We start from the raw sequence: 26,529 nt of genomic DNA, 5'->3' as shown, positions 1-26,529 counted from the left end.
TCAGCTCGCTTATGGTCGTTTAAGAGGCGGTTAACAGTGGCAATCGTAGGGTCCAAGTTAAGCCACCCAGCGCCGAGGCGCTGGGGGTGAGCGTGCCGCCATGTGCCGTCACCAGCGCGCTGGCGATAGAAAGCCCCAGGCCGCTGCCACCGCTGGCGCGGTTGCGCGAACCTTCCACCCGGTAGAGCCGCTCGGTTAAACGTGACAGCTCCTCTTCGGGGACGCCGGGGGCACTATCTTGCCAGGTAATCACTGCGTGGCCCCGCTCGCAGGTCAGGGCAACGCTTAGCTTGCCAGGCGGCTGGGTGTAGGCGCAGCTGTTATCCAGCAGGTTGCTCCACAGCTGGCGCAGCCGTTGGGCATCGCCGCGAATCATTACATTATCGGCCAGGACCGTGGTGAGGCTGAGACCGCTCTCTTCTAGCCAGCGGTCGGCATCGTGCAGGCGGCTTTCCAGGCTTTCGCTCAGGTTCATGGGGGCAAGCTGGATATCCAGCGCGCCCGCATCGCTTTGGGAGAGCAGGCGTAAATCGGCTACTAAGCGCTCTAGCTGAGCCACTTCCTGAGCCAGCGAACTTAAGTTTTCCTGATTCAGCGGGCGGATGCCGTCCTGCATGGCTTCAATTTCACCCCGCAGCACGGCCAGCGGGGTGCGCAGCTCATGGGCGGTGTCCGAGACCCAGCGGGTGCGGGCTTCACGGCTGGCTTCAAGCGTGGCAGCTAGCACGTTGAAATCCCGAGCTAGGCGGGAAAGCTCGTCTTTGCCACGCTCTGGCAGGCGGGTGTGGTAGTCGCCTTCGGTTAAGCGCAGCGTAGCACCGGCCAAGGCGCGGGTGCGTCGACCCAGCCACCATGAGAGCCCGCCCGCCAGCAGCAGCGAGGCAAGGCCCAGCGAGATCACGATAAGCACTAGGTTACGCTGCTGGCGCTCCAGAAAGCGGCTTTCCATGCGCTCCATCATCTCCTGCGGCGGGCGAAACCCCAGCGTACCGATGGCTTCCCGCTGGCCGCTTGGGGTCATCTCGCTATACAGCGTTAGCCAGCGCCAGCCCATCGAACCGCGTGGCGCATCTACCGGGGGCACCACGTAATCGCCTTCGCTATCGCGCAGAGCGAAATCCTGGGCTTCGCCAAGGGGAGAAGGGCGGTCGCGATGCTCCTGGCCGAGCTCAAAGCGCACAATATAGGGCCAACGATCAGGCGACGTTTCTAACCAAGCCCAGTCGCCCTGGGTTTCCCAGCGGGTAATCAGTCCATCGGCGAGCAGCGTGGCCCGCCGCTCCTGGGCCTGATTGAGATACTCCAGAAAGCCGCGGTCGATACTGTACGAGACCGCCAGAAATACGCTCGCCGCGATGGCCACGTTAACGCTGAGAATCGCCACGAACAGCTTTAGCCCTAGCCGCGAGGGCCGCCATTGGCGCAATCGGGTCCATCTACTCATTAGTTCACGCCCTGCTGGCTAGGTTGTCGCGGCGCGTTTAACCGTTCACGCAGATTTTCCAGCCCTAAATAGAGGCAGGGCACTACCAGCAGCAGAATCATGGTGGCGAAGAGCATGCCAAAGCCTAGCGAAATCGCCATGGGGATCATAAAGCGTGCCTGGCGTGAGGTTTCCAAAATCATCGGCGCAAGCCCCAGGAACGTAGTCAGCGTGGTCATCATAATCGGCCGCAAGCGACGGGTGGCGGCGGCCACAATCGCTTCGCGAGGCGCCATGCCTTCCCGTCGCTTACGGTTAGCGTAGTCGATCAACACCAGCGCATCGTTAATCACCACGCCGGAGAGCGCTAGCATACCTAATAGGCTGATGATCGACAGCCCAAAGCCCATCAGCATATGCCCGCCCACCGCGCCGACAATGCCAAACGGTATTGCGGCCATCACCAACAGCGGCTGCAGGTAGCTTCTGAACGGAATAGCGAGCAGCGCATAGAGAGCGGCTAACATCAGCCACATGGCGTTACGCAGGGTGGCGAGGTTGTCGGCGGTGTCCTGTTGGCGGCCACCCATGCTGACTTCAAGCCCAGGCCAGGTGTTGCTGAGCGTGGGGAAGACCTCTTCTTGAAGGGTGGCGAGCACTTGGTTAATCGCTTGATCGCCCTCTGAATCGGCGGTGACGGTGATAATCCGCCGCCCATCGATTCGCTGCAGGCTGCTGGAGGCTTGGCTCAGAGTGATATCCGCGACTCTAGAGAGCGGCACGCTCATCCCGTCGGGGGTTCTTATCGGCAGGCGGTATAGCTCGCTAAGGCTGTTGCGCGACTGCTCCGGCAGGCGCACTTCCACGCTCACCTCCTGGCGGCCGATAAACTGCTCCACCGCCGTGGCTCCTTGCAGCGGGCCGCGCAGCGCCTGGGCGAGGTCGCTGCCGGTCAGCCCGAGTGAACGCCCTTCGGCGGAGAGACGCATCTCTAGCTGCGGCTTGCCATCGCCTAGGCCGCTGTCGATATCGGTTAAGCCATACTCTGCCAACCGTTCTGCCAAACCTGCGGCGGCGTCTTCTAGTACTTGGGTATTGGGGTGGGAGAGCCGCAGGCTCAGCGCCGCCCCGCTACCGGGGCCGCCAAAGTCAGACTCAAAACGTACCGACTGCGCGCCTAACAGATCCCCGGTGAGATCCCGCCACTTCTGGGCAATGCGAGAAGGGGGCCAGGCATCCAGGCTTTCCGGCGCGATATCCAAACGCACTTCCAGGCTTTCGCCATCTAGGCTGCTACGGGTACTGCTGAAGGTGAGCGTTTCTTCCTGCTCGCTGAGCTGCGCGGCGGCATCGAGGAGCTGTTGGCTTAGCTCGCGGCTCACGCTGATATGGCTGCCAATCGGCAGGGTGACGGTGGCTTGCACCTGATCAGACTCGACCCGAGGCATCAGCGAAAAACCCAACCGCCCGCTCATTGCCCAGGCCATGGCCACGCAGAGAATGGCGACGCCAATAGAGACGGTCAGCAGGCGCTGATTGAGCGCGCGCTGTAACAGGGGTTCAAACTGTTGATAGGTGAAGTGATGCAAACCGCGCTGCATACTGAGTCGCACCGCTTCGATAGGCCGCTGCCACGCGGGCGTTTGGCGGGGCTTGCTGGCGTGGGCCAAGTGGGCGGGCAGAATAAACAGCGCTTCCACTAGCGAGATAATAAACACGGTAATCACCACCACCGGCACGGTGGCAAAAATCAGCCCTAAAAAGCCCGGCAGGAACAGCAGCGGGAGAAACGCGACGATATTGGAGAGGATGGCAAAGGTCAGCGGGGTGGCAATTTCTTGAGCGCCTTTAACCGCTGCATCTCGCAGCGAGTAGCCCTGCTCTCGGTAGCTGTAGATGTTTTCGCCCACCATGATGGCGTCATCCACCACGATGCCGAGGGCGATGATAAAGGCGAACATCGACATCATATTGAGCGATACGCCGACCCAGGGCAGAAACAGCATGGCCCCTAAAAACGCCGTGGGAATGCCTAGCGTGACCCAAAAGGCCAGCCGCGCCTCTAGAAACAGCGCCATCAAAATCAGTACCAGAGCCAAGCCCATCCAGGCGTTTTTCAGCAGCAGGCTGAGGCGGTCTTCGTAGACTTCCGAGCTATCCCGTGAAACGTCCAGGCTGACGCCTTCAGGCAGGTTGGCCTGCAGCCGCTCTAACTCCCCGTAAACCGCATTAGAAATACTCGTGGGCGTTTGGTCGCCGATTTGATACACATCCACCGATAGCCCCGGCTGGCCGTTGTAAAACTCCTCCCGGTCGGTTTCGGCAAAGCCTTCGCTCACTCTGGCGATATCGCCGAGCATAACGGGCGCACCCTGGGCTGTGTTCAAGATGGGCAGTTCGGCAAACTCTTCGGCACTGTTGCGCCGCCCCTGGTAGCGAATCAGCCACTCACCCTCGTCGGTTGTGAGCTGGCCGCTGGCAAGATCCAGCGCTTCCTCGGCGATGCGGCTCGCCAACTGCTGATGATCCAACCCGAAGCGCTCGATGGCCTCATCATCCAAATGAACCTGGATTTCCCGTTCGCGGTTGCCGGAAAGCTCTGCGCGGGAAATACCGCTGGTGGCCTGCAGCTCGGCGCGTACGTTCTCGGCGGCGTCGTGAAGCTCGGCCAAGCCAACGTTGCCATACACCTGAAGGCTGACCACGCTGCGCGAGCGGCCTGCCAGGGTGAAGCGGGGCGGGTCGGCGGCGGCGGGCAGGGTGGTGATGGCGTTCACGGATTGCTGAATATCCTGATACGCCCGCATCACGTCCACGCCATCAATCAGCGTGGCGCTCACCACCCCGCTGCCTTCGCTGGCGCTGGCGGTCAGTTCATCGATGCCTTCCACATCGGCAATCGCGGCCTCGACCGGCAGCAGCAGGCTCTGCTCCACATCCTCGGGCGTGGCACCTGGATAGCTGATGGTGACCTGAACGATTTCGGTCTCGAACTCAGGGAACACTTCTTTTTTGATCGCCAGCGATGCCATTAACCCGCCGATGATAAACAGTGCCATCATCAGGTTAGGAGCGACGCCGTGATCGACCATCCACGCCAGCGGGCCTTTACGCATCATTGAGCCGCTCCCTCATCCTGAGCGGGGGTATCGCCACGCTGGCGAATACGCACTTCCTGGCCCTCTCGGGGTTGGGCCAGCCCGGCAGTCACTACCCGCTGGCCGGGCTCTAGGCCGCTGCGTATCAGCACTTCTTCCTGGCCGCGATAGGCGAGCGTGACCTGGGTGCTTTGCAGGCGATTATCTTCATCCACCCACCACACCTGCTCGCCGGGGCGAAGTGCGGCTGAGGGCAGCGCAATCAAGGGCTCTTCGGCGGAGGTATGAAACGCCACGCGCAGCACATCGCCCAAGCGCAGGGCGGGGCCGTCCTGGTTGAGCGCCAGCGGATCATCCACGGCGATCAACAGCTGGGCCTGAAGGCCGTTCTCTTCGAGGTTGGGCAGAATAGAGAGCAACGTGCCTTCCCGAGAGGCGCCTTCTGGCCAGCCTTGGCTGGTCAGCGTGACGCTCCCCCCCGGCGATAGCCAATCCAGCGTTTCGCCAGGAAGCGAAGCACGCACCCAAAACTGCTCAACGCCGACTAGGCTTGCGACAGCAGTGCCTTGGCTTAACAGGCTGCCAGCGCCCACCAAACGCTCTTGCACCATGGCGCGCCACGGGGCGGTTAAGGTCGCACGCTCTAGGTTGAGCGCCGCTTGGTCACGCACCACGCGGGCTTGGGTCAGTTGAGCCTGGGCCTGACGGAGCTGCGGTTCACGCAGCACCAGCGCGCGGCGTTCGGCGCTGAGCTGGCGGCCAAAAGATTCGTACTCGCTGCGCGCGCGCTGCTGCTCGGCCTGCTCTAAGGCGAGCTGCGCCTGAGCATTCGCCAACTGGGCTTCGGCGTCTTCTAACGTTAAGCGCAGGTCGGCTTGGTCGATGTGGGCCAAAGGCTCCCCTTGCTCCACGACTCGCCCAGGCAGCACGCCATCGCCAAAGCGCTCTAGCTGGCCCGCTACGCGGCTGGCAAGCTCGGTGGATTTTTCTGCCTCAACGCGGCCAAAGCCGTTCAGCGTGGGGGACTGCACCTGCTGTTCCGTGGTGATGATATCGACCACCGGCGGCGTTGGCGGTGGCGGCGGGCGGCGCTCGACCCGTGGCGGCTGGCTAACGATCCACCAAGCCAGAGCTAAACCACCGACAAACACCAATAGCGCTGCCAGAGCACCGAAGCCGATGCGACCTTGCTGAGAAAAAGCGTAAGAGCGAGAGGGGGTCATGGACGGGCGTTATCCGTTGGCTGAGAGCGAAAATTCCAGAAAAGAGCGCGTATCATGCTAGCATCACCGATTGCCACGCAGCGATTAGGTAAGCTTTGTGCAAAGAGTGTGCAACCCAAGGGGGTTGGCATTTTTCGCGCCAAACGCTGACGGAATGCGCAATAGCTGCCATCATTCATGTGAAAAGCCATAGACTCCCTGGTCTGTATGACGTTATGAAAAACACCGCCACCCGCGACAAACTCATTGATTCTGGTGCCGAGCTGATTGCCCAGCAGGGCTATAACGCGACGGGTATCAATGCTGTATTAAAAACCTGCGGTGTTCCCAAAGGCTCGTTCTACCACTACTTTTCTAGCAAAGAAGATTTCGGCTTGGCGGTCATTGAGCGCTTTGCCGACGATTACGACGTGTCGTTAGCGGCGCTGCTGGAAGACCCCTCCCTGCCGCCCCTTGAGCGTTTGCGCCGCTACTTTGCCACCGGGCGCGCCCATATGCTCGACTGCGATCACACCACCGGCTGCTTGATCGGTAATCTCGGCCAGGAGTTATCCGGGCAGAGTGATACTTTCCGTGACGCCCTGAATTTGGTGTTTCAGCGTTGGGAAAAACGCTTTGTGGCCTGCTTGAGCCAAGCCCAAGCCGACGGCACAATCAATACCGCCGTTGCCCCTGAGGCGCTGGCCAGTTTCATTCTTTCCGGATGGGAAGGGGCGATTCTGCGCGCCAAAACGCTCAAATCTCTGGCTCCTATGGAACACTTCGAGGCCATTTTGTTCGATCACGTACTGGCCCCCCGCTAGCCTGCCAAGCATCAATGGCGGGCGCGGAAGTGGTAATCCCCGCTGGCCACATCGTTATTCACGGCGGCGAGCAGCGAGGCATCCAGCGACGGGTCATCCAGCGCGACCAAGCCGCACTGTGACAGCGCGTCTCGCAGGCTAATTTGCTCATCCAAGCGTTGATAAACCACGCGCACGCAGCAAGGCATGCGCTCGCTGTTATCTGCCACGCCCATTTTCAGGCCCGTTAGCCGCGTGACCTGGCTTTGAAAGCTGGGGAATAGAATGGTCTGGGTGATCTCGTGACCGTTGAGGGTTTCGTGGTCGACCAAAAACAGCCGGTCGGCCAGCTTGACCGCCGCCCCGACATAGCGGTTATGGCAGGGGCGCTTCCCCGGCACCACCTGCATTCGCTCGGTGCGCTGATACACCACGCCGCCTTCTCGCTCTTCCAAACACACCAGCGTGCGCATTAAATAGCCGGGGCGCGACATAGAGTGATAAAGCTCGAAATAGCGCCCTAGATAGCGCTCCATGCCTTCGCTGCCGCGCTGAATTAGCGCGTTGGGCCAGGGCAGCGAGGTGCTCGCGGTGTCGGCATTGAGCTGGCCGGTTTGTACCAGCGCCCGAAAATCGTGGTGGGGCATGGCAATGTCGTCCGGCGTGACGCCAAAAAAGTGGCAAATACGCTGGAGCGCGGCATGGCTGGGGTAGTAGCGTCCGCTGAGGTAGCGGTTGAACTGCGCCCGGTTGATGGGCAGGCGACGGCACACGTCGGCAATGGAGGGGTAGTAACTGCACAGCAGGCGCAAATTGGCCACAAATTCATCATGCATGGGCGAGACTCGAGGCTCTTGGGCGGTGGCGGTGCGGCTAATGTGCCGCCTTGCGCCCAAGAGTGCAACGGCTCGCTCTTTACGCCCGCTTAAAATAAGCGGTGCGCGTGGTTAGAAGCCCTCTAACACCAGCTTACCCACGGTACGGTTGCTCTCAATCAGCGCGTGGGCACGCGTTAGGTTATCGGCAGTGATGGGGCCAAGCACCTCACCCAGCGTCGTGGTTAAACGGCCGCTATCCACCATGGCGGCGACTTCAGCCAATAGATCGTGCTGCTTGGCAATGTCCTCGGTGGTAAACAGCGGCCGCGTGAACATCAGCTCCCAGTGCAGTGACAGGCTCTTGAGCTTGAGTTTGCGCACGTCGATCAGCTCCGGGTCATCGATCAGCGCCAGTTTACCCTGGGGCTTCAAGGCATTGATGATCGCCTCAAAGTGGTGGTCGGTTTGGTTCAGACTGATCACCATATCCACCTGCTCGTAGCCTGCAGCGTTGAGCGCTTCATCCAGCGGCTGGTGGTGGTCGATCACCGCATCCGCGCCTAACGACGTGACCCAGGCTTGGCTTTCCGGGCGAGAGGCCGTCGCAATCACGGTGATATCGGTGAGCTGCTTGGCGAGCTGAATCAGAATCGAGCCAACGCCACCCGCAGCCCCTACCACTAACAGGGTTTTGCCTTTGGTGTCGCGCATGCCTAGCTCTAAGCGGTCGAACAGCAGTTCCCAGGCGGTAATGGCGGTTAACGGCAGGGCGGCGGCCTGGGCGTCGGAGAGGCTCTTCGGCGCTAGGCTGGCGATGCGCTCATCGACCAACTGGTACTCAGCGTTGGAGCCTTGGCGTGCGATGCTGCCCGCGTACCACACCCGGTCACCCGGCTGAAAGCGAGTGACCGCACTGCCCACGGCATCGACCACGCCCACCGCGTCGTAACCCAGCACCCGCGGCTCGCCGCCTTCTGGCAGCGCGCTCTTGCGCACCTTGGCATCCACCGGGTTAACGGAAACCGCGCTCACCGCGACGCGAATATCGTGGGGCTCGGGGGTGGGCAGCGGTAGCTCGACGGCGTGCAGGGCGTCTGGGTGGTCGATCGGCAGGCTTTTGGTAAACGCAAATGCTTTCATGGTCGCTCTCTAAAGGGTGATGAATGGCGTCATCATGCCTGGGTGTCGTTTTATGAAAAAGAGGGCTAATGTAGCTAACAGTTTCTCATTTTCTTTGAAAATAAGGGCGCCATCGACCCATGCGTACCGATGACCTAAACGTGCTTGTCTATGCCGCCGAGCATGGCAGCCTTTCCGCCGCCGCGCGGGAGCTGGCGATTACCCCGGCAGTGGCTAGCGTGGCGATCAAACGGCTTGAAGACGCGCTAGGCACGCGGCTGCTGGTGCGCTCTACCCGCAGCTTGCGGCTAACGCCCGCTGGGGCGCACTATTTAGTGCATGCGAAAACGGCGCTGAGTGCCCTTGCCGAAGGGGAAAAAGAACTGCACCGCGAGCGCCAGGAGATTGCGGGAGAACTCAGCCTCTCCATGCCGTCTGATCTAGGCCGCAACGTGCTGCTGGGCTGGCTTGATCGCTTTATGGCGCTGCATCCGCAGCTGCGCCTGCGGCTTCGGGTCAGTGACCGGGTGAGCGATCTGTTTCGCCAGCCGGTGGAGATTGCCCTGCGCTACGGCGTGCCGGAGGATTCCAGCTTGGTGGCGCTGCCGCTAAAAAGTGATAACCACCGGGTGGTGTGCGCAGCACCAAGCTATATCGCGCAGCACGGCGAGCCTGCCACTCCAGATGAATTACGCCAGCACAACTGCCTCTGCTTCAACCTGGGTGAGCGGGTGCACAACCAGTGGCAGTTCGGCAGTGAGCGTATCAGCGTGCAGGGCAATCGAGTGAGCGACGATGCCGAGTGCGTGCGCCGCTGGGCGCTGGCGGGAGAGGGCATTGCCTACAAATCTCGCCTTGATGTTCAGGCAGACCTCGATACAGGCCGCTTGGTGGCGCTGTTGGCCTCGCATCCTACCGAGCCCGCGCCGCTGTATCTCGTCTGCCCGCATCGGCTGTCGCTCACGCCCGCTGTGGTCGCGCTGAAAGACTTTCTGATCGAACGGTTACAAGAGGACGCCAAGTGAAGAGCATCATCTATCCGCGAGGAGCTAGCCATGTTTGAGGGGTTTGAAAAACAGACGCGCCGCGTTAACGGCGTCGATATTGCCTATCGGATGGGCGGCAGCGGCCCGGCGCTACTACTGCTTCACGGCCACCCGCAGACCCATATGATTTGGCACAAAGTCGCGGCCACGCTTACCCAGCACTTTACGGTGATTGCCGCCGACCTGCGCGGCTACGGCGACAGTAGTAAGCCCGACGACGACGCAGAGCACTTCAATTACGCCAAGCGCACCATGGCCGCCGATATGGCCGAACTAATGAGCGCGCTGGGGTTCGAGCGTTTCAAGGTGCTGGCCCACGACCGTGGCGCGCGAGTGGCACACCGCTTAGGGGTAGACCACGCAGCACGCGTCGAGCGCATGGTGCTTTTAGATATCGCCCCCACGCTGGCCATGTACCGTGGCACCAATGAGGCGTTCGCCCGCAGCTACTGGCACTGGTTCTTTCTGATTCGCCCTCAGCCGCTGCCAGAAATGCTGATTCAAGCCGATCCCGCTCAGTACTTAAAGAGCGTGATGGGCGCCCGCAGCGCGGGCATGGCACCGTTCGCCCCAGAAGCGCTGGCGGAGTACGAGCGCTGCCTAGCGCTTCCCGGCACGGCCACCGGTATCTGCGGCGACTACCGCGCTAGCGCCACAATAGATTTAGAGCACGATCAGGCGGATATCGATGCGGGTGTGAAACTGACCTGCCCCATCAACGTGATGTGGGGTGCCCAAGGGGCGATTGAAGCCTGCTTTGATGCCCTGGGCGAGTGGCGCAAGGTAGCAACGCAGGTAGAGGGCAAGGCGCTGCCTTGCGGGCACTATATCGCCGAAGAGATTCCTGACGTGCTGCTAGAGGAGGCGCTGCCGTTCTTGCTGGATCCGCAATAAGCGATTCACGCGACTGCCCAAGACGAAGCGGGCAAAAAACTGGATAATGGCCGCCATTCGCCTGATGCGTTGGCGCTCAGGCACACTCATTACTCCGGACGCCCGCTTATGGAAATCAAAGTTAACTATCTCGACAACCTCCGCCTGGAGTCCAAGTTCGACGATTTTACGGTCATCTCCGACCAGCCGATTCGCTACAAGGGCGACGGTTCGGCCCCTGGCCCGTTTGACTACTTCCTGGCGTCGTCGGCCATGTGTGCCGCCTACTTCGTCAAGGTGTACTGCAACGCGCGCAATATTCCCACCGAGAACATTCGCCTGTCGCAAAACAACATCGTCGACCCGGAAAACCGCTACAAGCAGATCTTCAAAATCCAGGTCGAGCTGCCGGAAGATATCTCGGAAAAGGATCGCGAAGGCATTCTGCGCTCCATCGACCGCTGCACGGTGAAGAAGGTTATCCAGACTGGCCCCGAGTTCCAGATCGAAGTGGTCGAGAACATCGACGAGGACGCCCAAGCGCTGCTGATGGGCGCGCCGGAAGGAGGCAGCACCTTTATCCCCGGTAAAGACCTGCCGCTGGAGCAGACCATCGCCAATATGAGCGCGATCCTTGCTGATCTCGGCATGAAGATCGAAATTGCTTCATGGCGCAATATCGTGCCCCACGTGTGGTCGCTGCATATCCGCGATGCGGCTTCGCCCATGTGCTTTACCAACGGCAAAGGCGCGACCAAAGAGAGCGCGCTCTGTTCAGCGCTGGGCGAGTTTATCGAGCGCCTAAGCTGCAACTTCTTCTACAACGATCAGTTCTTTGGCGAAGAGATCGCGGGCAGCGAATTCGTTCACTACCCTAACGAGAAGTGGTTCAAGCCGGGGCCGAATGACGAGCTGCCGAAAGGGATTCTCGACGAGCACTGCCTGGCGATTTACAACCCCGAAGGCGAGCTGGGTGGCTCGAACCTGATTGATACCAACTCGGGCCGTGAGGATCGCGGCATCGTTACGCTGCCCTTTGTGCGCCAAAGCGATGGCGAAACGGTTTACTTCCCCTCCAATCTGATTGAAAACCTGTTCCTCAGCAACGGCATGAGCGCGGGCAACACCCTGGTGGAAGCCCAGGTGCAGTGCCTTTCAGAAATTTTCGAGCGGGCGGTGAAGCGGGAGATCCTCGAACAGGAATTGACCCTGCCCGACGTGCCGCAAGAAGTGCTGGCCAAGTACCCGAGCATTGTCGAGGGCATTAACGCCCTGGAAGCCCAGGGCTTCCCGGTGCTGGTGAAGGATGCCTCCATGGGTGGGCAGTTCCCGGTCATGTGCGTGACGCTGATGAATCCGCGTACCGGCGGCGTGTTTGCCTCCTTCGGTGCCCACCCAAGCTTTGAAGTGGCGCTGGAGCGCAGCTTGACCGAGCTGCTGCAGGGCCGCAGCTTTGAAGGCTTGAACGACCTGCCGCTGCCGACCTTCAACTCGCAGACCGTCTCTGAGCCGAACAACTTCGTCGAGCACTTCATCGACTCGGTGGGCGTGGTCTCCTGGCGCTTCTTCAGCGCCAAGCCCGACTTCGAGTTCAGCGAGTGGGACTTCTCCGGCAGCAACGACGAGGAAGCCGAGACCCTGTTCGGTATTTTCGAAGAGCTGGGCGCGGAAGTGTACATGGCGGTGCATGAAGACTTAGGCGCGCCGGTGTGCCGGATTCTGGTGCCGGGCTACTCCGAGGTGTACCCGATTGAAGACCTGATTTGGGACAACACCAACAAGGCGCTGGACTACCGCGAAGATATTCTCAATCTGCACCGTCTGGATGACGATCAGCTCACCGATCTCGTCGAGCGCTTGGAAGAGAGCCAGATGGACGACCACGCGGATATCATCACGCTGATTGGTATCGAGTTCGACGAGAACACCGTGTGGGGCCAGCTGACCATTCTGGAGCTGAAACTGCTGGTCTACCTAGCACTTGGTCGCCATGAAGAGGCGCTGGACTGCGTGCAGATGTTCCTCCAGTACAACGACAACACCGTTGAGCGCGGCCTGTTCTACCAGGCGGTGAACGCGGTGCTGGAGATTGAGCTGGACGACGAATTGGCGCTGGATGACTACCTGCCCAACTTCAAGCGCATGTTCGGCGAAGCGACTATGGAGGCGGTCGTGGGTTCAGTAAACGGCAGCGTACGCTTCCACGGCCTCACGCCCACCAATATGCAGTTAGAGGGCTTGGATCGCCACCAGCGCCTGATCGAAAGCTACAAGAAGCTTCACGCAGCGCGGGCGGCAAAAGCGGGCCTCTAACGGCAGTTATCGGTGAGCAACAACAGCGGTGCGTGGCCTTCAGTGGCCCGCACCGTTTTTTATGTGGTGCACTCTGGTGCAGTGATTGGCGCAGTGAGTGCAACCAACTGCACCGCTGCGCCAAATTTCATGGCAGGCTTGGCTTGGTACAACATTCTTCGCGCATCTCAATAGCAAAAAGACGCGGTCGTTAACGACGCAACTTCCATAACGCTCAATAATAACGCGGAGAGTATCCCATGCTCGATATGCTCAATGACCTCCTCTGGGGAAAGGTTCTACTCGTTTTACTGGTGGGAGTGGGGATCGGTTTTACCGTTGCCTCCCGCTTTGTGCAGTTTCGCTATTTCGGTGAAATGTTTCGCATCCTGGGCTCAGGACAAGCTTTCAAGCGTAATCAGCACGGCCACTTAAGCTCCTTCCAGGCGCTGGTGCTGTCGGTGGCTGGCCGTGTAGGCGGCGGTAATATCGCCGGGGTGGCCGTGGCGATTACGCTGGGCGGCCCCGGTGCCGTTTTCTGGATGTGGCTGGTAGGCCTGATGGGCATGGCCACCAGCTTTCTGGAGTGTACGCTGGCACAAACCTATAAAGAGGCCGAGGGCGACGGCACCTACCGTGGCGGCCCGGCGTACTACATCGTCAAAGGCTTGGGCAAGCAGTGGCGCTGGCTGGCGGCGTTCTACTCGGTACTGCTGCTGATTACCTTCGGCTTTGCCTTTACAGCCCTGCAGTCCTATGCCGTTGCCACCTCGTTTGGCGACGCCTTTGGCGTGCCGGTGCTGTACAGCGGTATCGCGCTGGCCATGTTGGTGGGGCTGATCATCTTTGGCGGTATCAAGCGTATTGCCCGTATTTCCGAGTATCTGGTGCCGTTCATGGCCGTGGGCTATATCGCCGTGGCGCTGCTGGTCATTGCGTTGAACATCACTGAGATTCCTGGCGTGATCGCGCTGATCGTGAAGAGCGCGTTTGGCCTGGAGCCGCTAGTGGGCGGCGGTATTGGCGCTGCCATCATGATGGGCTTGAAGCGCGGCCTGTTCTCCAATGAAGCGGGCCTGGGCAGTGCGCCCAACGTGGCCGCCGTTGCCTACGTGCCGCACCCGGCCAATCAGGGCATCGTGCAGGCGTTCTCGGTGTTTATCGACACGGTAATCATCTGCTCGGCCACGGCGTTTTTGATTCTGCTTAGCGGCGTATACGACCCGGCCGCCGGAGCGGGCGTAGAAGGTATTGCGCTCACTCAGGCTGCCTTGGCAGACCACGTGGGCGAGTGGGGCCGTACCTTTGTGAGCCTGGCGCTGCTGCTGTTCGCCTTCAGCACCATTCTGTACAACTACTACCTGGGCGAGAACAGCCTGAACTTCTTCAGCCGTGACAACCAGAATCTGTTCAACGCCTTCCGCGTGGCGATTGTGCTGCTGGTGTGCTGGGGCGCGACCACGGATCTAGGCACCGTGTTCGGCTTTGCCGACGTGACCATGGGCCTCTTGGCGGTGGTGAACCTCGTAGCGCTGATCCTGTTGTTCAAATGCGGCCTGCGTATCATGAACGACTTCGATAGCCAGCGCCGTCAGGGCATCAAACAGCCGATTTTCGACGCTAATCAGCACCCGGATCTCGACCTGGACCCCAAAGCGTGGGAACTGGAGCCCGAAGAAGCCGAAGCGCTGAAGCAGCGTCTGGAAAGCGCGCCGGCGAAGTAAGTTCGTTTCTGTTCATTCGACTGTACATCAGGTAAGGAGCGCTCATGCCCCGCGTCCTCATGCTCTACACGGGCGGCACCATCGGTATGCAGCCATCGCCCCAGGGGTATGTACCCAGCGCGGGGCTGGCCGAACGCTTAGCGGCGCACCTGGCTTTGGGCGACCCTTACCGGCTGCCTGCTTTCGATGTGGTGGAAATGCAGCCACTGATCGACAGCGCCGAGCTGATGCCCGAGGCGTGGAATCGCCTCGTGGCAGCGCTGGAAAGCCACTGGCAGGCTTACGATGCGTTCATCATCCTGCACGGCACCGATACCATGGCCTATAGCGCTGCGGCGCTGTCGTTTATGCTCGGTGCGTTAAACAAGCCGGTGATCTTCACCGGCTCCCAAATTCCGCTGGGTGAGCCAAGAAGCGACGCGCTGAACAACGTGGTCAGCGCGCTACAGCTGGCCGCTCATCCGGCCACGCCCTGCGAAGTGAGCCTGCTCTTTCATGACCGGCTGCTGCGCGGCAACCGCGCCCGTAAGGTGCGCACGCAAGGTCTGGATGCCTTCGATTCTCCCAATTTTCCCTGGCTGGCTGAGATAGGCATTGGCATTACTTTCCCCCAACCGTCAGCGTTGCTCAGCGGGGAGCCCAGTTTTTCCCCCCTTCAGCTAGACGACGACGCGGTGGCGGTACTGCCGCTGCATCCTGGTATGTCGTTAAGGCGTGCCAAAGCGCTGCTGGAGGATGCCACTCTCAAAGGGTTGGTGATCTCAAGCTACGGCGTGGGCAATCCGCCAAGCTTTGAAGGTGAACTGCTAAACGCCATGAAAGCCGCTAACGAGCGGGGTGTGGCGCTGCTCAACGTCACCCAGTGTGCCCAGGGGGAGGTCGTTCAAGGCGCCTACGCCACGGGGGCGGCGCTCAATCAAGCGGGCGTGATCGCCGGGGGTGATATCACGCTGGAAGCTGCCGTCGCGAAGCTTACCGTGCTGCTTGGCCAAGGGCTTTCTGGGCTAGCGCTGCGTAAAGCGCTAAGTGCGCCCATTCGCGGCGAGGCGACAGTCCGTTAGCGGGATGTAATGCTCAGCGCAGTCACGGTCAGTAAGATAATCCCCATGCCGACCATCTGAATCATCTCCAGATTTTCACCCAGCACCGCCACCCCAAACAGCGTGGCGGTGACCGGCTCGACCATGGCCACCATGGACGCTAACGCCGGGGTGGCGTGTTTGATGCCTACCACGTAGAGCAGAAACGACAGGCCCGCCCCCAAAATACCCAACGCCACAAACAGCGGAAGCTCTGGTGCGCTGACCACGCTGATGGTTTGAGACAGATCGGCTGGCACAATCAGAACGACGGCCAGCACCGTGAAGGCAATCGAAAGCACGGCGGAGGGGCTGCCATGGGGCGCGGCGTATTTGAAGCCAAAAATGAACAGTGCGTAGGAAAGCCCCGCCAGTAGACCCGTGGCGACGCCCATCAGCGACAGGTCACCTGCGCCAATGGCGTACAGCTTGGTCAGTAGCACCACGCACACCATGACCAGCGCGATGGCCAGCCACTTAACGGCCGTCGGGCGCTCAAGCTTGAGCGCAAACGAAGCCAGATAGACAAACACCGGAGCGCAGTACATCAGGGTAGCCGCCACCGCCACGCTGCCGTGTTCGATACTGAGAAAGTAGAAGGTAAAGTTGCCCGCCACCCCCAGGCCTGCCACCACTGACCAGAACCATAGCGAACGGCTGGCCAAGCCGGGACTGCCCCGTTGCAATACAAGCCACACCAGTGCGAAGACGAGCCCGACAAAGCCGCGATAAAACGAGACCACGGCAGCGTCCCAGCCGCTATCTAACAGAATCCCCGCGATGCCTCCGGAAATACCCCAGAAGAGCGCCGCGAGCGCAATCAACATCGTGCTGGCGCCTGGCATGATTCACCTTTCGTCCATGAATGGTTTGGCGTGGCCTTGAAAGGTAGACGCTGTCACCAGTGAACGAAAGCGTGGGAGTCACTTCTTAACCAAAGAACCAGTAACACACAACAATTGCGGTAGTAATGCCCGCCGCATCGGCCACTAATGCGCAGCCCAAGCCATGGCGAATGCGGGTGATGCCTACGGCACCGAAGTAAACCGCCAGAACGTAAAACGTGGTTTCGGTGCTGCCTTGGAAGGTGGCCGCCAGTAGCCCAGGGAAGCTATCGACACCAAAGGTGTTCATGGTTTCGATCATCATGGCACGGGAGCCACTGCCGGAGAGGGGCTTCACAAAGGCGGTGGGCAGCGCATCCACAAAGCGGGTGTCCCAGCCGATGCCTTCTACAAGCCAGCGTATACCGCCAAGCCCGGCATCCAGCACCCCGCTGGCGCGCAGCACACCCACCGCGACCAGCATGGCAATCAGGTAGGGCAGCAGGGTGATGGTAAAACTCAGGCCCTCTTTAGCTCCTTCGATAAAGGCGTCGTACACCTTCACTCCGCGCAGCGCGCCAACCACCAGAAACATCATTACAATGCTAAACAGCGTGAGGTTACCGACCAGGGTTGAGGCCGCCGCCAGCGCCTGAGCGGACATGCCTGCCAGTGTGGTCATCAACAAACCAAGCGCTAGCGCAGCGGCCAGTAAGTACGCCAGTACGACGGGTTGCCAAAGTTTTAGGCGCTGCATGACCGCCACCGCCAGCAGCCCAGCGAGGCTTGAAGCGCTGGTCGCTAGCAGAATCGGCAGAAACACCAGCGTGGGTTCCGCTGCCCCCTGCTGGGCGCGGTACATAAAAATAGTGACGGGCAGCAGGGTGAGCGACGAGGTATTCAGCACTAAAAACAGGATTTGCGCGTTGCTGGCAGTCTCATTGCTGGGATTAAGACTTTGCAACGAATGCATCGCTTTGATACCGATCGGCGTGGCGGCGTTATCCAGGCCGAGAATGTTCGCCGCAAAGTTCATGCTGATTAGCCCCATGGCCGGGTGGCCACGGGGCACTTCTGGCATCAAGCGGCTAAAAAGCGGGTCGAGTACCCGCCCCAGTAGTCGTATCAACCCCGCCTTTTCGGCAATGGAAAGAAACCCCAGCCACAGCGTCATGGTGCCCAGCAGCACCAAGATAATATCGACGCTCACTTTCGCCATATCGAACAGCGACTGCACCAAGCGGGCAAACACTTCGCTATCGCCACCCACCAGCCACTGCCAGAGCGATGCCGCAAAGGCGGCAATAAAAAAGCTTAACCAGATTCCGTTGAGCATGGCGGGTAGGCGTCCTTGGTCATAAAAGAGGGTATGCGCTTGCTGCGTATCCTAACCAAGGAGCGCCCGTGCGTGCTAACTCGAAAGCGAAAGAAAGAACAGAATCAGCGGCGGGGAGAGCAGCGAGAGGATAAAGCCGCTCACCACGGCAATGGGCACGCAGGCCACGCCGCCGTGCTGCTGGATGACGGGCAGGGTGAAATCCATGGAGGTCGCCCCGCCGTAGCCAATCGCCAGCGCGGTGTGGCGGTGAATGACCAGCGGGATCAGGATGAACGCCAGCAGCTCGCGGGTGAGGTCGTTGAAGAACGCTACACCGCCCATCAGCGGGCCGAGCTGGTCGCCAATCAGGATGGCGGACAGCGAGTACCAGCCGAAGCCTGAGGCCATGGCCAGACCTTCGTTCCAGCTCAGCGCAAGCAGCGGGGCGGCTACCAAGCCCGCTAGCAACGAGCTAACGGCCAGCGTGACCGCAATGGCGAGCCCCAATCGGTTGAGCAAAATTTGCTTCAGCGGCATACCGGAGTTGCGTAACTGGCAGCCAATCAACACCAGCAGTAGGTACAGCACCCACTCGGCTAGCCAGTCGGCGGTGGTGAACAGCGCCTCGCCAACCATTGGCCCAAGCAGCAGCCCCATGGTGACACCCGCCGCCACCACGCCCACCAGCATTAACGAGCCCTGCATGGCGGCCAGCTTGCTGGTAGGCGCATCTTTCACTACCGGCGAGCCGCCAGCGCTTAAGCGCACACGCCGAGAAAGCCACCATAGTGCGGCTAAGTTAAACAGCGTGGTAATGCTAAACAGCAGTAGCGCATTGCCACCCAAGCGGGATAGCTGGCTGCCCAAATTCTCAAGCCCGGCGAGGCTCACGCCCATAAACAGCAGAATCAGGTACACCGAGCCGCTAACGGCTCGGTTAATCAGATTCAGCAAACGGGTCGAACGGACACGTACCAAGTAGCCCAAAAACAGCGGCAGTAAAACGATCAATAGGCCGGAAAGCATTTAGGGAGCGTTACCCCCGGCGGGGTTGAATTGGGTCATGGTTAATGTGGTTTGCCTTTGCCCCTCTTTTTGATACTCCGCAGAGAGGATCAGCCCCGGCCACTCGGGGTGAAAATTGATCAACAGGTGGCGGTCAGGCTTTTCGACATCAATCAGCGTAACCTGTTTAGCATCGAACTCACCGGCAGGCACGCGGGCCGTGGTGGGCGTATTCACATAGTACTGAAAGCTTTCGTCCCGCCCGCGGTGATCCACGAAGCTGATATCGCAGGGGCTGCTTTCGATGCAGCCCTCGGTGCCTGCCCGGCGGGAAAGGTCAAAGAGCGCGGCCTGACGATCAATGGAGTGAATATCACCCTCGTTAAGCTGATAGCTGTCACCCACCCCGAAGAGCGAATAGCTGCTGTTGTAGAGCAGTGAATGAGTGCTGCCGTCGTCAATCGAGAAGCGGCTACGCTCTTGGCCGCGGGCCACTGCAATGGAGAAGCTCATATCGCTCAACCAGTGCGAGCCCTCGTTGGTGAGCGTATGCGTGATGGTCGCGCCCGGCCAGCCGCGAATCTCTAGCCGGTACTGGGCCTCAAATGGCTGGGGGGCAGGCAGCAAAGTGCCTTCATTTGCCAGGGCAGTATTGCTTGCTGTCATAAGCAAAACAGCACCTAAGGCAGCGCGCATTAAACCGCGTTGTGCGGTATCAGCTATAAAATGACGCAAAGGCCCTTCCTCCATAATATCTGTTGTCCTAAGAGCCTTTAGCGAGCGCTTGGTTCCTTACCTCAGTATAACGAGCCTAGTGCACTGCGTCAGTAGCCCATCTCTGGGTTGACGGTGGCCAGTGTTTCGCCCGCCTCAAACGCATTTAAGTAGGAGATGACCTGATCAATGGCATCGTTGAGCGGGGTAGGTGCCGCCATATGGGGCGTAACCATGACCTTCGGATGCTGCCATAGCGGGTTAGTGGCGGGTAAGGGCTCTTCGTGAAACACATCCAATAGGGCACCGCGCAAGTGTCCTGGCTGCTTCCCATCCCCTAGTGCCTCAAGCAACGCCTGCTCATCAATCAGGCTGCCACGGCCTGGGTTAATGACACTTGCGCCTTTAGGCAATTGGGCCAGCCGTTCGGCATTGAGAATGTGCTGGGTGGCCGCCGTGTCAGGAAGAATCGTCACTACGCTTTGTACTTGGCTTAACAGCTCGCTCAAGCCCTCATCGCCGTGCAGGCAGCGCACGCCGGTGATCTTTTTGGGCGTGCGGCTCCAGCCCAGCACGGGAAAGCCCGCCTGCTGCAGTGCGCTTGCCACATAGCTACCAATCGCGCCCAGGCCCAACACGCCCACCGGCCAATTCGCTTTATCCAACACCTCATGGGGCTGCCACTGGGCGCTGGTTTGCTGAGCCGCATAGCGATCCATACTGCGGAAAAAATGCAGTACGCCATAGAGCACATAGTCGGCCATTAGCTCGCTCATGCCTGCATCGCGCAGTTTTACGATAGGGACATCCTTGGGGAGCCCTTGCGTCTTCAGCAAATAATCGACCCCAGCCCCTAGGTTAATAATGCCTTTTAGCTGCGTTTGTTCTTGCAGGAGGTGAGCGGGCGCTTTCCACACGGCGAGGTAGTCAGCGTTGGCCCGTTCGCTGGCGGGGGAGTCACTGGTCAGCACGGTGGCCTCTGGAAGCGCCTCCTCAATCGCGGCCTTCCACTGGGCTGCGTCGTCAATATGCACCACGACTTTCATGTTATCTCCTTGTACTCAGTGAATCATGCATGCCGACTATCATGGGCGAGAGGAGCTGAATACCGCAACCTGATGGCATTATGGAGAACGCTGTCAACGCATAGATAAAGCCAATGTTAACGGCATATGAAATTTTTGTAATAAAGGTTTTGACCGGGAACCAAGGGTGGGTGCTAGTATCGGCTTAAGACGACATTGGCGGGCCAACAGCGGCGGTGGCCAGGTCGATCCTGTGGCCCAGCGCGGCAAGCCACTTTGGCTTGTGCTGGTTCTTAGTGATCTTTGATGGCGAGTTGCCCGATGACTGAGGTTTCCCTGCCTTTCACTCGTGAAGAGTATGCAAACCGCCTGTGGAAGGTGCGTACTGAAATGGCCGTTCGCGGTATTGATGTACTGATCGTAAGCGACCCTTCCAACATGGCGTGGCTAACCGGCTACGATGGCTGGTCATTTTACGTTCACCAGTGCGTATTGGTGGGGCTGGAAGGCGAACCCGTATGGTTTGGTCGCCGTATGGATGCCAACGGCGCGCTGCGCACCTGCTGGATTCATCCAGACAACATCACCTACTACCCGGATTACTACGTTCAGAACCCCGACATGCATCCGATGGAGTATCTGGCGCAGTCGATTATGCCTGACCGTGGCTGGCATACCGGCGTGGTGGGCATGGAGATGGACAACTACTACTTCTCCGCCAAAGCGTATCAGAGCCTACTGAAAGAGCTGCCCCATGCGCGGTTTATGGATGCTAACGCGCTGGTTAACTGGTGCCGGGCGATCAAGTCGCCCCAAGAAATTGCTTACATGCGGGTCGCGGCCAAAATCGTCGAAGGAATGCACTCGCGCATTCTTGAAGTGATTGAACCCGGCCTGCCCAAGAGCAAGCTGGTATCAGAAATTTATCGTGTCGGTATCGAAGGGTTTATCGACGAAAACGGCAAAGTATTTGGCGGTGATTACCCGGCCATCGTTCCCATGCTGCCCACTGGTAAAGATGCGGCTGCCCCGCATTTAACCTGGGACGACACGCCGTTTAAGAAAGGTGAGGGCACGTTCTTTGAAATTGCTGGCGTGTTTAAACGCTACCACGCCCCTATGTCGCGCACGGTGTTTCTGGGTACGCCCCCCACCGACTTTATCCGTGCGGAATCGGCGCTGCTGGAAGGGATCGAAAATGGCTTAGCCGTTGCCAAGCCCGGCAACCGCACGGCAGATATCGCCATGGCGCTGGGTGCTGCGATGGATAAATACGGCTTTGACCGAGGCGGTGCCCGCTGTGGTTACCCTATCGGGATCTCTTATCCGCCCGACTGGGGCGAGCGCACCATGAGCCTGCGCCCTTCGGATGACAACATTCTACAGCCCGGCATGACGTTTCACTTTATGCCCGGCCTCTGGGTCGATGACTGGGGCCTGGAAATTACCGAAAGCATTCTGATTACCGAAGACGGCTGCGAAACCTTGGCAAACTTCCCCCGCCAGCTGTTCGTTAAATAGCCGCGTGACAACATAAGGGACACACAATGACGCTTCAACCGAACCAACTGCGGCCAAGCCCCATTTCTGCCACCGTTGATTTCGACGCCGACGGCGTGCAGCACGGCTTTTTAAAGCTGCCAATCTCCACCGATGAATCGGCTTGGGGCGCGGTGATGATCCCCGTCACGGTAGTAAAAAATGGCGAAGGCCCCACGGCGCTGCTCACCGGCGGCAACCATGGCGATGAGTACGAGGGCATCACCTCGCTGCTGAAGCTCTCCTCAACGCTGAAAGCGGAAGACGTGACAGGGCGTGTGATCATCGTGCCCTGCATGAATACCCCAGCGGTGATGGCGGGCAAACGCACCTCGCCCATGGATAAAGGCAACCTGAACCGCAGCTTCCCTGGCGACCCTAACGGCACGGTGACCTCGCAAATTGCCGACTACTTCACCCGCGTGCTGGTGCCCATGAGCGATGTGGTGCTCGACCTGCACTCCGGCGGCCGCACGCTGGATATCCTGCCGTTTGGTGCGTCTCACGTATTGGACGACAAAAAACAGCAGCAGGCAGCCTTAGAAGGTGCCAAAGCGTTTGGTGCACCTTACGCCATGGTGATGTTTGAGCTGGATGCTGAAAAGCTTTTCGACACCGCCTGCGAGCGCCAGGGCAAGGTGTTTGTGGCGACCGAACTGGGCGGCGGCGGTACCTCCACTCCGCTAAGTATTGCTATTGCCGAGCGTGGTGTGCGCAACTTCTTGATTCATTACGGTTTGGTAGCCGGGGAAGTGGAGATGCCCGAAGGCGGGCAGATGTACCTCGATATGCCGGATGCCAGTTGCTACGTGCAGAGCCAGCACTCGGGCGTATTAGAGCTGCTGGTGGCACTGGGCGATGAAGTGAAGAAGGGCCAAACCATCGCCTACGTCTACGACATGACCCGCAGCGGCACGGCTCCGGTGGCCTACCAAGCCGAGCGTGACGGCATTCTCATGGCCCGCCGTGCGCCGTCGCTGATCAATATGGGGGACACCCTGGCGGTGATCGCCGATGTTGTCGAACGCCTGGAGGCGTAGCCCCCGGCATGATGAAACTGGACCGTTTTGATCTTAAAATCCTCGATATCCTCTCCCGGGATGGGCGAATCACCAAATCGAAGCTGGCCGAGGCGATTAACCTTTCGGTCAGCCCCTGCTGGGAACGGGTGAAGCGCCTTGAAAAGGCTGGGGTGATTGAAGGGTACACGGCGCGCATCAATGCGGAGGTGTTGGTGCCGCGCAACCCTGTGTGGGTACAGATTGAGCTCAAACAGCACAACGCCGAAAGCTTTGCCCGCTTTGAAGCCTTGGTGATGCAAACTCCCGAGGTGACCGAGTGCGTGGCCGTTGGTGGCGGCGTCGATTACCTCGTGAAGTTCGAAGCCCGCACCATTGATAGCTACCAGCGCTTGATGGATAAGTGGCTGGTGTCTGAGGCAGGCATTGAGCGCTATTTCACTTATATCGTAACGAAAACGGTCAAGCATGCGCCTATTGGCATTGATGCTGAGTCGAATGCTGCTTTATAGCGCTGTATTAATATTGGAAGCAGAGAGTGTTGAAAGGTGATGAGCGTCGTTGTCGGGTTGGTTGTTGATTCGAACACGGTTACGGCCTTGTCGCTTTGCTTCATACAAGGCGGCATCCGCTGCTTTGATCAATGGGCTTAGCTCTGCGTCGGTATCCAGTGTGGCTACACAAACGCCCACGCTGATGGTGACTCGCATCTCCTGAGTAGGCTGATGAGGAATCGCCAACTCCATCACCGTCACGCGAATCTCTTCTGCTAAGGCGAGTATCTGGTTTGTGTGGGAGCTGTGATCAGAGCGTAAAATCAAAAACTCTTCGCCCCCAAAACGGCACACCACATCCTCTGGCCGACAGGCGTCGCGGATGGCATTAGCTACGTCGCGAAGGCAGTTATCTCCTTCTGAATGCCCGTAAAAGTCGTTAAAAGCTTTGAAGTGATCCACATCGATAAGAATGGCGGCAATACAGTGCTGCGCCTTTGGATGCTGCTGTAACTCATCCGCGTAGCGAGCTAAGCCTCGCCGGTTGGTCAGCCCCGTCAGTGGGTCAATATGAGAAATTCTTTCGAGTTCTGCATTGCGGGCAGCCAGCTCTTCGCGAAGCTGCTCCACGCTGACGTTCTCTAAATAGAGCCGCAAAGATTCAGCAGAAAAGCGGTAATTGGCCATCAAGGTGAGCACCAGTACAGGAGCGCCCAGCGATAAATGATTAATAACGTAAAAGCTTGTTGAACCAGATAAAAACCAAATAGACGAGTAAAGGCAAGCAAATACAAAGAGGGAGCTGTAGAGGCTTTGCTCGAAAGGCGGTGTTAAGACGATGGTCAGTACCATAAGAAAGACAAGGCCCGCATAAAAATAGCTGAGCACGCGTTCATTCTCAGAGCCAAGCAAAATGGCACACCAAACGACGGCTGATAAGGTGATGACAAGGACAGCTGCTAGCTCTTTACGGCGAATCGAAACAGGGCGGTTGTAATAGGCAAACAGACAGAAGGTGAGCGGAAGCATCACGAGACCACGAAGCAGCAACGAGCGCAGAGTAATATCTGGCAATAGGTAGATATCTACCAGCGTGTAAGAAAAATAGAAAAACGCGAGCAGCTTGGTGAGTAGTCGCAATGTTTTGAGACGCTCATCATGGCGGTCAATATCGTACTTTTCGCGTACGGTCATTGCGCCCATGCGCTTTGACAACTGCTGATAGTAAGTGGGTCGGTACACGGTGTGATCTCCCGGCCTTTAGGGCTACCTCAGCTTAACTGGGAATCCATGGAAAAGGGGAAGATAAAAACGTTTGCCACAATTTTTGTAGTTCAAAGGTCTTGTAAAGACTGCTAGGACTGTGAACATGCGGACTCACCAAAAAAAAACCGCTATAAAACGCCTTGCCACAAAAAAAGTGCCGTGAATCCCCAGCGCTTTCAAAAACACTTCGTGGCGGTTCTCCCTTACGCTAGGCACATCGATTCAGCGCGGCCATTGGGCCGCTGTGATAACCCTTTTGATGTGCACGGTTTGTCGCCCTCACTTGGCTTCACCGTACTGGCTGCAACCTGGGGAGGTTCCCATGACCACACTATCAACCACGCTTGTGAAACGCCTGGAAGACCCGCGCCTGTTCCGGCAGTACGCCTACGTGAACGGCAAGTGGACCCACGGTGAAGGCGGCCGCGAAGAGGCTGTATTTGATCCCGCCACCAACGAAGCCATTGGCCATATTCCGTTGCTGGAGGCGAATCAAATCACTGCGGCGGTGGATGCGGCGGAAGCAGCGTTTGTTCACTGGCGGGCACTGCGCGCCGACGAGCGCTGTGAACGCCTGCTGGCCTGGTACGACCTGATTCAAGCCAACCGCGAAGACCTAGCGACCATCATGACTCTGGAGCAGGGCAAACCGCTGCCCGATGCCCGTGGCGAGGTGGAGTATGGCGCAAGCTTTGTGCGCTGGTTCGCGGAAGAGGGCAAGCGCACCTACGGCGAGACCATCCCGAGCCATATTCCCAATGCATCGCTCGGCACGATTAAAGAGCCGGTGGGCATTGCTGCGATGATTACGCCGTGGAACTTCCCGCTGGCGATGATCACCCGCAAAGCCGCTGCCGCGCTGGCTGCAGGCTGCCCGGTGATTGTGAAGCCTGCCAACGAAACGCCATTCTCGGCGCTGGCGCTGGCAGAACTCGCCGAGCGAGCGGGTATTCCCGAAGGCATCTTCAACGTGGTGCTGGGCGAGCCTGCGGAAGTCTCCAAGATTTTGTGCAGCGAACCGCGTATTCGTGCGCTCTCGTTTACTGGCTCCACCCGTGTTGGCCGTCTGCTTATCGAGCAGAGCGCGAACACCGTGAAGCGTCTCTCGCTGGAGCTGGGTGGCAACGCGCCGTTTATCGTCGGGCCAGATATGGACCCGAAAGAAGCCGCCTATGCGGCGGTAGCGGCGAAGTTCCAAACCGCAGGGCAAGACTGCCTTGCCGCTAACCGGATTCTGGTACACGAATCGATTCACGATGAGTTCGTGGCCCAGTTCACCGAGCGTATGGCCGCTCTTACCGTGGGCAATGGCCTGCACGGTGAAGTCGATCTTGGCCCGCTCATTCACCGCCAGGCGGTCGAAAAAGCGGCTGCGATTGTGGACGATGCGATCTCAAAAGGTGCCACCATGATCGCGGGCGACCAGAGCCAAGCGCCGGGCGACAACTTCTTTATGCCAGTGCTGCTGACCGGTGTGACGCCGCAAATGAAAGTATGGCGGGAAGAGAACTTTGCCCCGGTGGCCGGTATTACCGCTTATAGTAGCGACGACGAAGTGATTGAGATGGCCAACGACACCGAATACGGTTTGGCCGCGTATATTTACACCCACGATATTCGTCGTATTTGGAAGCTGATGCGCGCGTTGGAGTACGGCATGGTGAGCGTCAATTCCGTGAAGATGACCGGCCCGCCCGTGCCCTTCGGCGGCGTCAAGCAGTCCGGCCTTGGCCGTGAAGGTGGCGCGACGGGTATCGATGAGTATCTGGAAACGAAGTACTACTGCCTGGGGGCACTGGGTTCGGTGTCGGGCAGCTAGGTTTAGGAACCACAGCATCGCGCGCTGAA

21 protein-coding genes are annotated in these 26,529 nt (G+C 59.1%); 10 read left to right on the top strand and 11 right to left on the bottom strand.

Translation table 11 applies throughout. The features are described 5' to 3' along the window. Nucleotides 1–19: 19 nt before the first annotated feature. From R0J87_RS03665 to R0J87_RS03655, 3 genes are read right to left on the bottom strand one after another with little or no spacing between them, the layout of a single operon-like run. Nucleotides 20–1,444: an ATP-binding protein gene (locus R0J87_RS03665; RefSeq protein ID WP_498884443.1), complete on the bottom strand. Its 1,425-nt coding sequence runs from the start codon at nt 1,442–1,444 to the stop codon at nt 20–22. Beyond that, entirely contained in the window at nt 1,444–4,542 is a 3,099-nt protein-coding gene (locus tag R0J87_RS03660; RefSeq protein WP_498884442.1) for an efflux RND transporter permease subunit, read from the bottom strand. Before R0J87_RS03660 ends, R0J87_RS03665 begins: the two co-directional genes overlap by 1 nt. Next, nucleotides 4,539–5,744, bottom strand: coding sequence for an efflux RND transporter periplasmic adaptor subunit (locus R0J87_RS03655; protein WP_498884440.1), 1,206 nt, complete (start codon nt 5,742–5,744; stop codon nt 4,539–4,541). The genes R0J87_RS03660 and R0J87_RS03655 overlap by 4 nt, the downstream gene beginning before the upstream one ends. A 215-nt stretch (nt 5,745–5,959) precedes the next feature. Here R0J87_RS03655 and R0J87_RS03650 point away from each other — a divergent pair, with 215 nt between their 5' ends. Beyond that, nucleotides 5,960–6,547 (top strand): TetR/AcrR family transcriptional regulator, encoded by a 588-nt coding sequence (locus R0J87_RS03650; RefSeq protein WP_253507562.1) that lies wholly within the window; start codon nt 5,960–5,962, stop codon nt 6,545–6,547. A gap of 11 nt (nt 6,548–6,558) precedes the next feature. Here R0J87_RS03650 and R0J87_RS03645 read toward each other — a convergent pair whose 3' ends face one another. Together R0J87_RS03645 and R0J87_RS03640 are read right to left on the bottom strand one after the other, a co-directional pair. Beyond that, nucleotides 6,559–7,362 carry a helix-turn-helix domain-containing protein gene (locus tag R0J87_RS03645; protein WP_404463830.1) on the bottom strand — a complete coding sequence of 268 codons (804 nt, stop codon included), beginning with the start codon at nt 7,360–7,362 and terminating at the stop codon, nt 6,559–6,561. Nucleotides 7,363–7,473: 111 nt separating this feature from the next. Continuing rightward, entirely contained in the window at nt 7,474–8,484 is a 1,011-nt protein-coding gene (locus tag R0J87_RS03640; protein WP_498884438.1) for a zinc-binding alcohol dehydrogenase family protein, read from the bottom strand. A gap of 119 nt (nt 8,485–8,603) precedes the next feature. Here R0J87_RS03640 and R0J87_RS03635 point away from each other — a divergent pair, with 119 nt between their 5' ends. The 5 genes from R0J87_RS03635 to R0J87_RS03615 all read left to right on the top strand — a co-directional run bounded on the left by R0J87_RS03635 (nt 8,604) and on the right by R0J87_RS03615 (nt 15,459). After that, nucleotides 8,604–9,488 carry a LysR family transcriptional regulator gene (locus R0J87_RS03635; protein WP_498884437.1) on the top strand — a complete coding sequence of 295 codons (885 nt, stop codon included), beginning with the start codon at nt 8,604–8,606 and terminating at the stop codon, nt 9,486–9,488. Nucleotides 9,489–9,518: 30 nt separating this feature from the next. Beyond that, nucleotides 9,519–10,403 (top strand): alpha/beta fold hydrolase, encoded by an 885-nt coding sequence (locus R0J87_RS03630; RefSeq protein ID WP_498884435.1) that lies wholly within the window; start codon nt 9,519–9,521, stop codon nt 10,401–10,403. A gap of 108 nt (nt 10,404–10,511) precedes the next feature. Further along, the gene (locus R0J87_RS03625) at nt 10,512–12,695 is read left to right on the top strand and encodes an OsmC domain/YcaO domain-containing protein (RefSeq protein ID WP_498884434.1); all 2,184 of its coding nucleotides are present in this window, start codon (nt 10,512–10,514) and stop codon (nt 12,693–12,695) included. Nucleotides 12,696–12,934: 239 nt separating this feature from the next. Next, entirely contained in the window at nt 12,935–14,398 is a 1,464-nt protein-coding gene (locus tag R0J87_RS03620; RefSeq protein WP_399845943.1) for an alanine/glycine:cation symporter family protein, read from the top strand. 44 nt (nt 14,399–14,442) lie between these two features. Beyond that, nucleotides 14,443–15,459 (top strand): asparaginase, encoded by a 1,017-nt coding sequence (locus R0J87_RS03615; RefSeq protein ID WP_498884433.1) that lies wholly within the window; start codon nt 14,443–14,445, stop codon nt 15,457–15,459. Here R0J87_RS03615 and R0J87_RS03610 read toward each other — a convergent pair. The 5 genes from R0J87_RS03610 to R0J87_RS03590 form a co-directional block, all read right to left on the bottom strand. After that, on the bottom strand, nt 15,456–16,322 hold the full coding sequence (locus R0J87_RS03610; protein ID WP_498884432.1) for a DMT family transporter: 867 nt from the start codon (nt 16,320–16,322) through the stop codon (nt 15,456–15,458). The two genes, R0J87_RS03615 and R0J87_RS03610, sit on opposite strands and share 4 nt — an antisense overlap. Nucleotides 16,323–16,407: 85 nt before the next feature. After that, the gene (locus R0J87_RS03605; protein WP_498884431.1) at nt 16,408–17,637 is read right to left on the bottom strand and encodes a nucleoside recognition domain-containing protein; all 1,230 of its coding nucleotides are present in this window, start codon (nt 17,635–17,637) and stop codon (nt 16,408–16,410) included. 75 nt (nt 17,638–17,712) lie between these two features. Further along, the gene (locus R0J87_RS03600) at nt 17,713–18,645 is read right to left on the bottom strand and encodes a LysO family transporter (RefSeq protein ID WP_404343233.1); all 933 of its coding nucleotides are present in this window, start codon (nt 18,643–18,645) and stop codon (nt 17,713–17,715) included. Then, complete coding sequence (locus R0J87_RS03595; RefSeq protein WP_498884430.1) at nt 18,646–19,290, bottom strand: hypothetical protein; 645 nt, start codon at nt 19,288–19,290, stop codon at nt 18,646–18,648. It lies immediately after the preceding gene. 158 nt (nt 19,291–19,448) lie between these two features. Continuing rightward, a complete protein-coding gene (locus R0J87_RS03590; RefSeq protein ID WP_498884429.1) occupies nt 19,449–20,384 on the bottom strand; it encodes a 2-hydroxyacid dehydrogenase in 936 nt (311 codons plus the stop codon). A gap of 300 nt (nt 20,385–20,684) precedes the next feature. Between R0J87_RS03590 and doeA the strand changes: the two genes are divergently transcribed. Genes doeA through R0J87_RS03575 form a run of 3 tightly spaced genes read left to right on the top strand, consistent with a single transcriptional unit; the run spans nt 20,685 to nt 23,433 of the window. Then, the gene (gene doeA / locus R0J87_RS03585) at nt 20,685–21,884 is read left to right on the top strand and encodes an ectoine hydrolase DoeA (RefSeq protein ID WP_404343227.1); all 1,200 of its coding nucleotides are present in this window, start codon (nt 20,685–20,687) and stop codon (nt 21,882–21,884) included. Nucleotides 21,885–21,910: 26 nt separating this feature from the next. Continuing rightward, on the top strand, nt 21,911–22,942 hold the full coding sequence (gene doeB / locus R0J87_RS03580; RefSeq protein ID WP_498884427.1) for a N(2)-acetyl-L-2,4-diaminobutanoate deacetylase DoeB: 1,032 nt from the start codon (nt 21,911–21,913) through the stop codon (nt 22,940–22,942). An 8-nt stretch (nt 22,943–22,950) separates the two neighbouring features. Then, nucleotides 22,951–23,433 (top strand): Lrp/AsnC family transcriptional regulator, encoded by a 483-nt coding sequence (locus R0J87_RS03575; RefSeq protein ID WP_498884426.1) that lies wholly within the window; start codon nt 22,951–22,953, stop codon nt 23,431–23,433. Here R0J87_RS03575 and R0J87_RS03570 read toward each other — a convergent pair. Further along, nucleotides 23,428–24,657: a GGDEF domain-containing protein gene (locus R0J87_RS03570; RefSeq protein WP_498884425.1), complete on the bottom strand. Its 1,230-nt coding sequence runs from the start codon at nt 24,655–24,657 to the stop codon at nt 23,428–23,430. The two genes, R0J87_RS03575 and R0J87_RS03570, sit on opposite strands and share 6 nt — an antisense overlap. A 346-nt stretch (nt 24,658–25,003) precedes the next feature. On the opposite strand from R0J87_RS03570, the gene R0J87_RS03565 reads away from it, so the two are divergent. Continuing rightward, a complete protein-coding gene (locus R0J87_RS03565) occupies nt 25,004–26,500 on the top strand; it encodes an NAD-dependent succinate-semialdehyde dehydrogenase (protein WP_498884423.1) in 1,497 nt (498 codons plus the stop codon). Nucleotides 26,501–26,529 lie beyond the last annotated feature (29 nt).

It is taken from the genome of Halomonas sp. SIMBA_159 (assembly GCF_046536035.1).
In the GTDB taxonomy this organism is placed as follows: Bacteria; Pseudomonadota; Gammaproteobacteria; order Pseudomonadales; family Halomonadaceae; genus Vreelandella; species Vreelandella venusta_A.
Note: the sequence above shows the minus strand (reverse complement) of the source record. Positions and strands in the feature narration are given on the sequence as shown.

Excerpts from the sequence above, each read along its gene's own strand:
- R0J87_RS03665 (WP_498884443.1), bottom strand. The coding sequence starts at position 1,444 with ATGAGTAGATGGACCCGATTGCGCCAATGGCGGCCCTCGCGGCTAGGG.
- R0J87_RS03660 (WP_498884442.1), bottom strand. The coding sequence starts at position 4,542 with ATGATGCGTAAAGGCCCGCTGGCGTGGATGGTCGATCACGGCGTCGCT.
- R0J87_RS03655 (WP_498884440.1), bottom strand. The coding sequence starts at position 5,744 with ATGACCCCCTCTCGCTCTTACGCTTTTTCTCAGCAAGGTCGCATCGGC.
- R0J87_RS03650 (WP_253507562.1), top strand. The coding sequence starts at position 5,960 with ATGAAAAACACCGCCACCCGCGACAAACTCATTGATTCTGGTGCCGAG.
- R0J87_RS03645 (WP_404463830.1), bottom strand. The coding sequence starts at position 7,362 with ATGCATGATGAATTTGTGGCCAATTTGCGCCTGCTGTGCAGTTACTAC.
- R0J87_RS03640 (WP_498884438.1), bottom strand. The coding sequence starts at position 8,484 with ATGAAAGCATTTGCGTTTACCAAAAGCCTGCCGATCGACCACCCAGAC.
- R0J87_RS03635 (WP_498884437.1), top strand. The coding sequence starts at position 8,604 with ATGCGTACCGATGACCTAAACGTGCTTGTCTATGCCGCCGAGCATGGC.
- R0J87_RS03630 (WP_498884435.1), top strand. The coding sequence starts at position 9,519 with ATGTTTGAGGGGTTTGAAAAACAGACGCGCCGCGTTAACGGCGTCGAT.
- R0J87_RS03625 (WP_498884434.1), top strand. The coding sequence starts at position 10,512 with ATGGAAATCAAAGTTAACTATCTCGACAACCTCCGCCTGGAGTCCAAG.
- R0J87_RS03620 (WP_399845943.1), top strand. The coding sequence starts at position 12,935 with ATGCTCGATATGCTCAATGACCTCCTCTGGGGAAAGGTTCTACTCGTT.
- R0J87_RS03615 (WP_498884433.1), top strand. The coding sequence starts at position 14,443 with ATGCCCCGCGTCCTCATGCTCTACACGGGCGGCACCATCGGTATGCAG.
- R0J87_RS03610 (WP_498884432.1), bottom strand. The coding sequence starts at position 16,322 with ATGCCAGGCGCCAGCACGATGTTGATTGCGCTCGCGGCGCTCTTCTGG.
- R0J87_RS03605 (WP_498884431.1), bottom strand. The coding sequence starts at position 17,637 with ATGCTCAACGGAATCTGGTTAAGCTTTTTTATTGCCGCCTTTGCGGCA.
- R0J87_RS03600 (WP_404343233.1), bottom strand. The coding sequence starts at position 18,645 with ATGCTTTCCGGCCTATTGATCGTTTTACTGCCGCTGTTTTTGGGCTAC.
- R0J87_RS03595 (WP_498884430.1), bottom strand. The coding sequence starts at position 19,290 with ATGACAGCAAGCAATACTGCCCTGGCAAATGAAGGCACTTTGCTGCCT.
- R0J87_RS03590 (WP_498884429.1), bottom strand. The coding sequence starts at position 20,384 with ATGAAAGTCGTGGTGCATATTGACGACGCAGCCCAGTGGAAGGCCGCG.
- doeA (WP_404343227.1), top strand. The coding sequence starts at position 20,685 with ATGACTGAGGTTTCCCTGCCTTTCACTCGTGAAGAGTATGCAAACCGC.
- doeB (WP_498884427.1), top strand. The coding sequence starts at position 21,911 with ATGACGCTTCAACCGAACCAACTGCGGCCAAGCCCCATTTCTGCCACC.
- R0J87_RS03575 (WP_498884426.1), top strand. The coding sequence starts at position 22,951 with ATGATGAAACTGGACCGTTTTGATCTTAAAATCCTCGATATCCTCTCC.
- R0J87_RS03565 (WP_498884423.1), top strand. The coding sequence starts at position 25,004 with ATGACCACACTATCAACCACGCTTGTGAAACGCCTGGAAGACCCGCGC.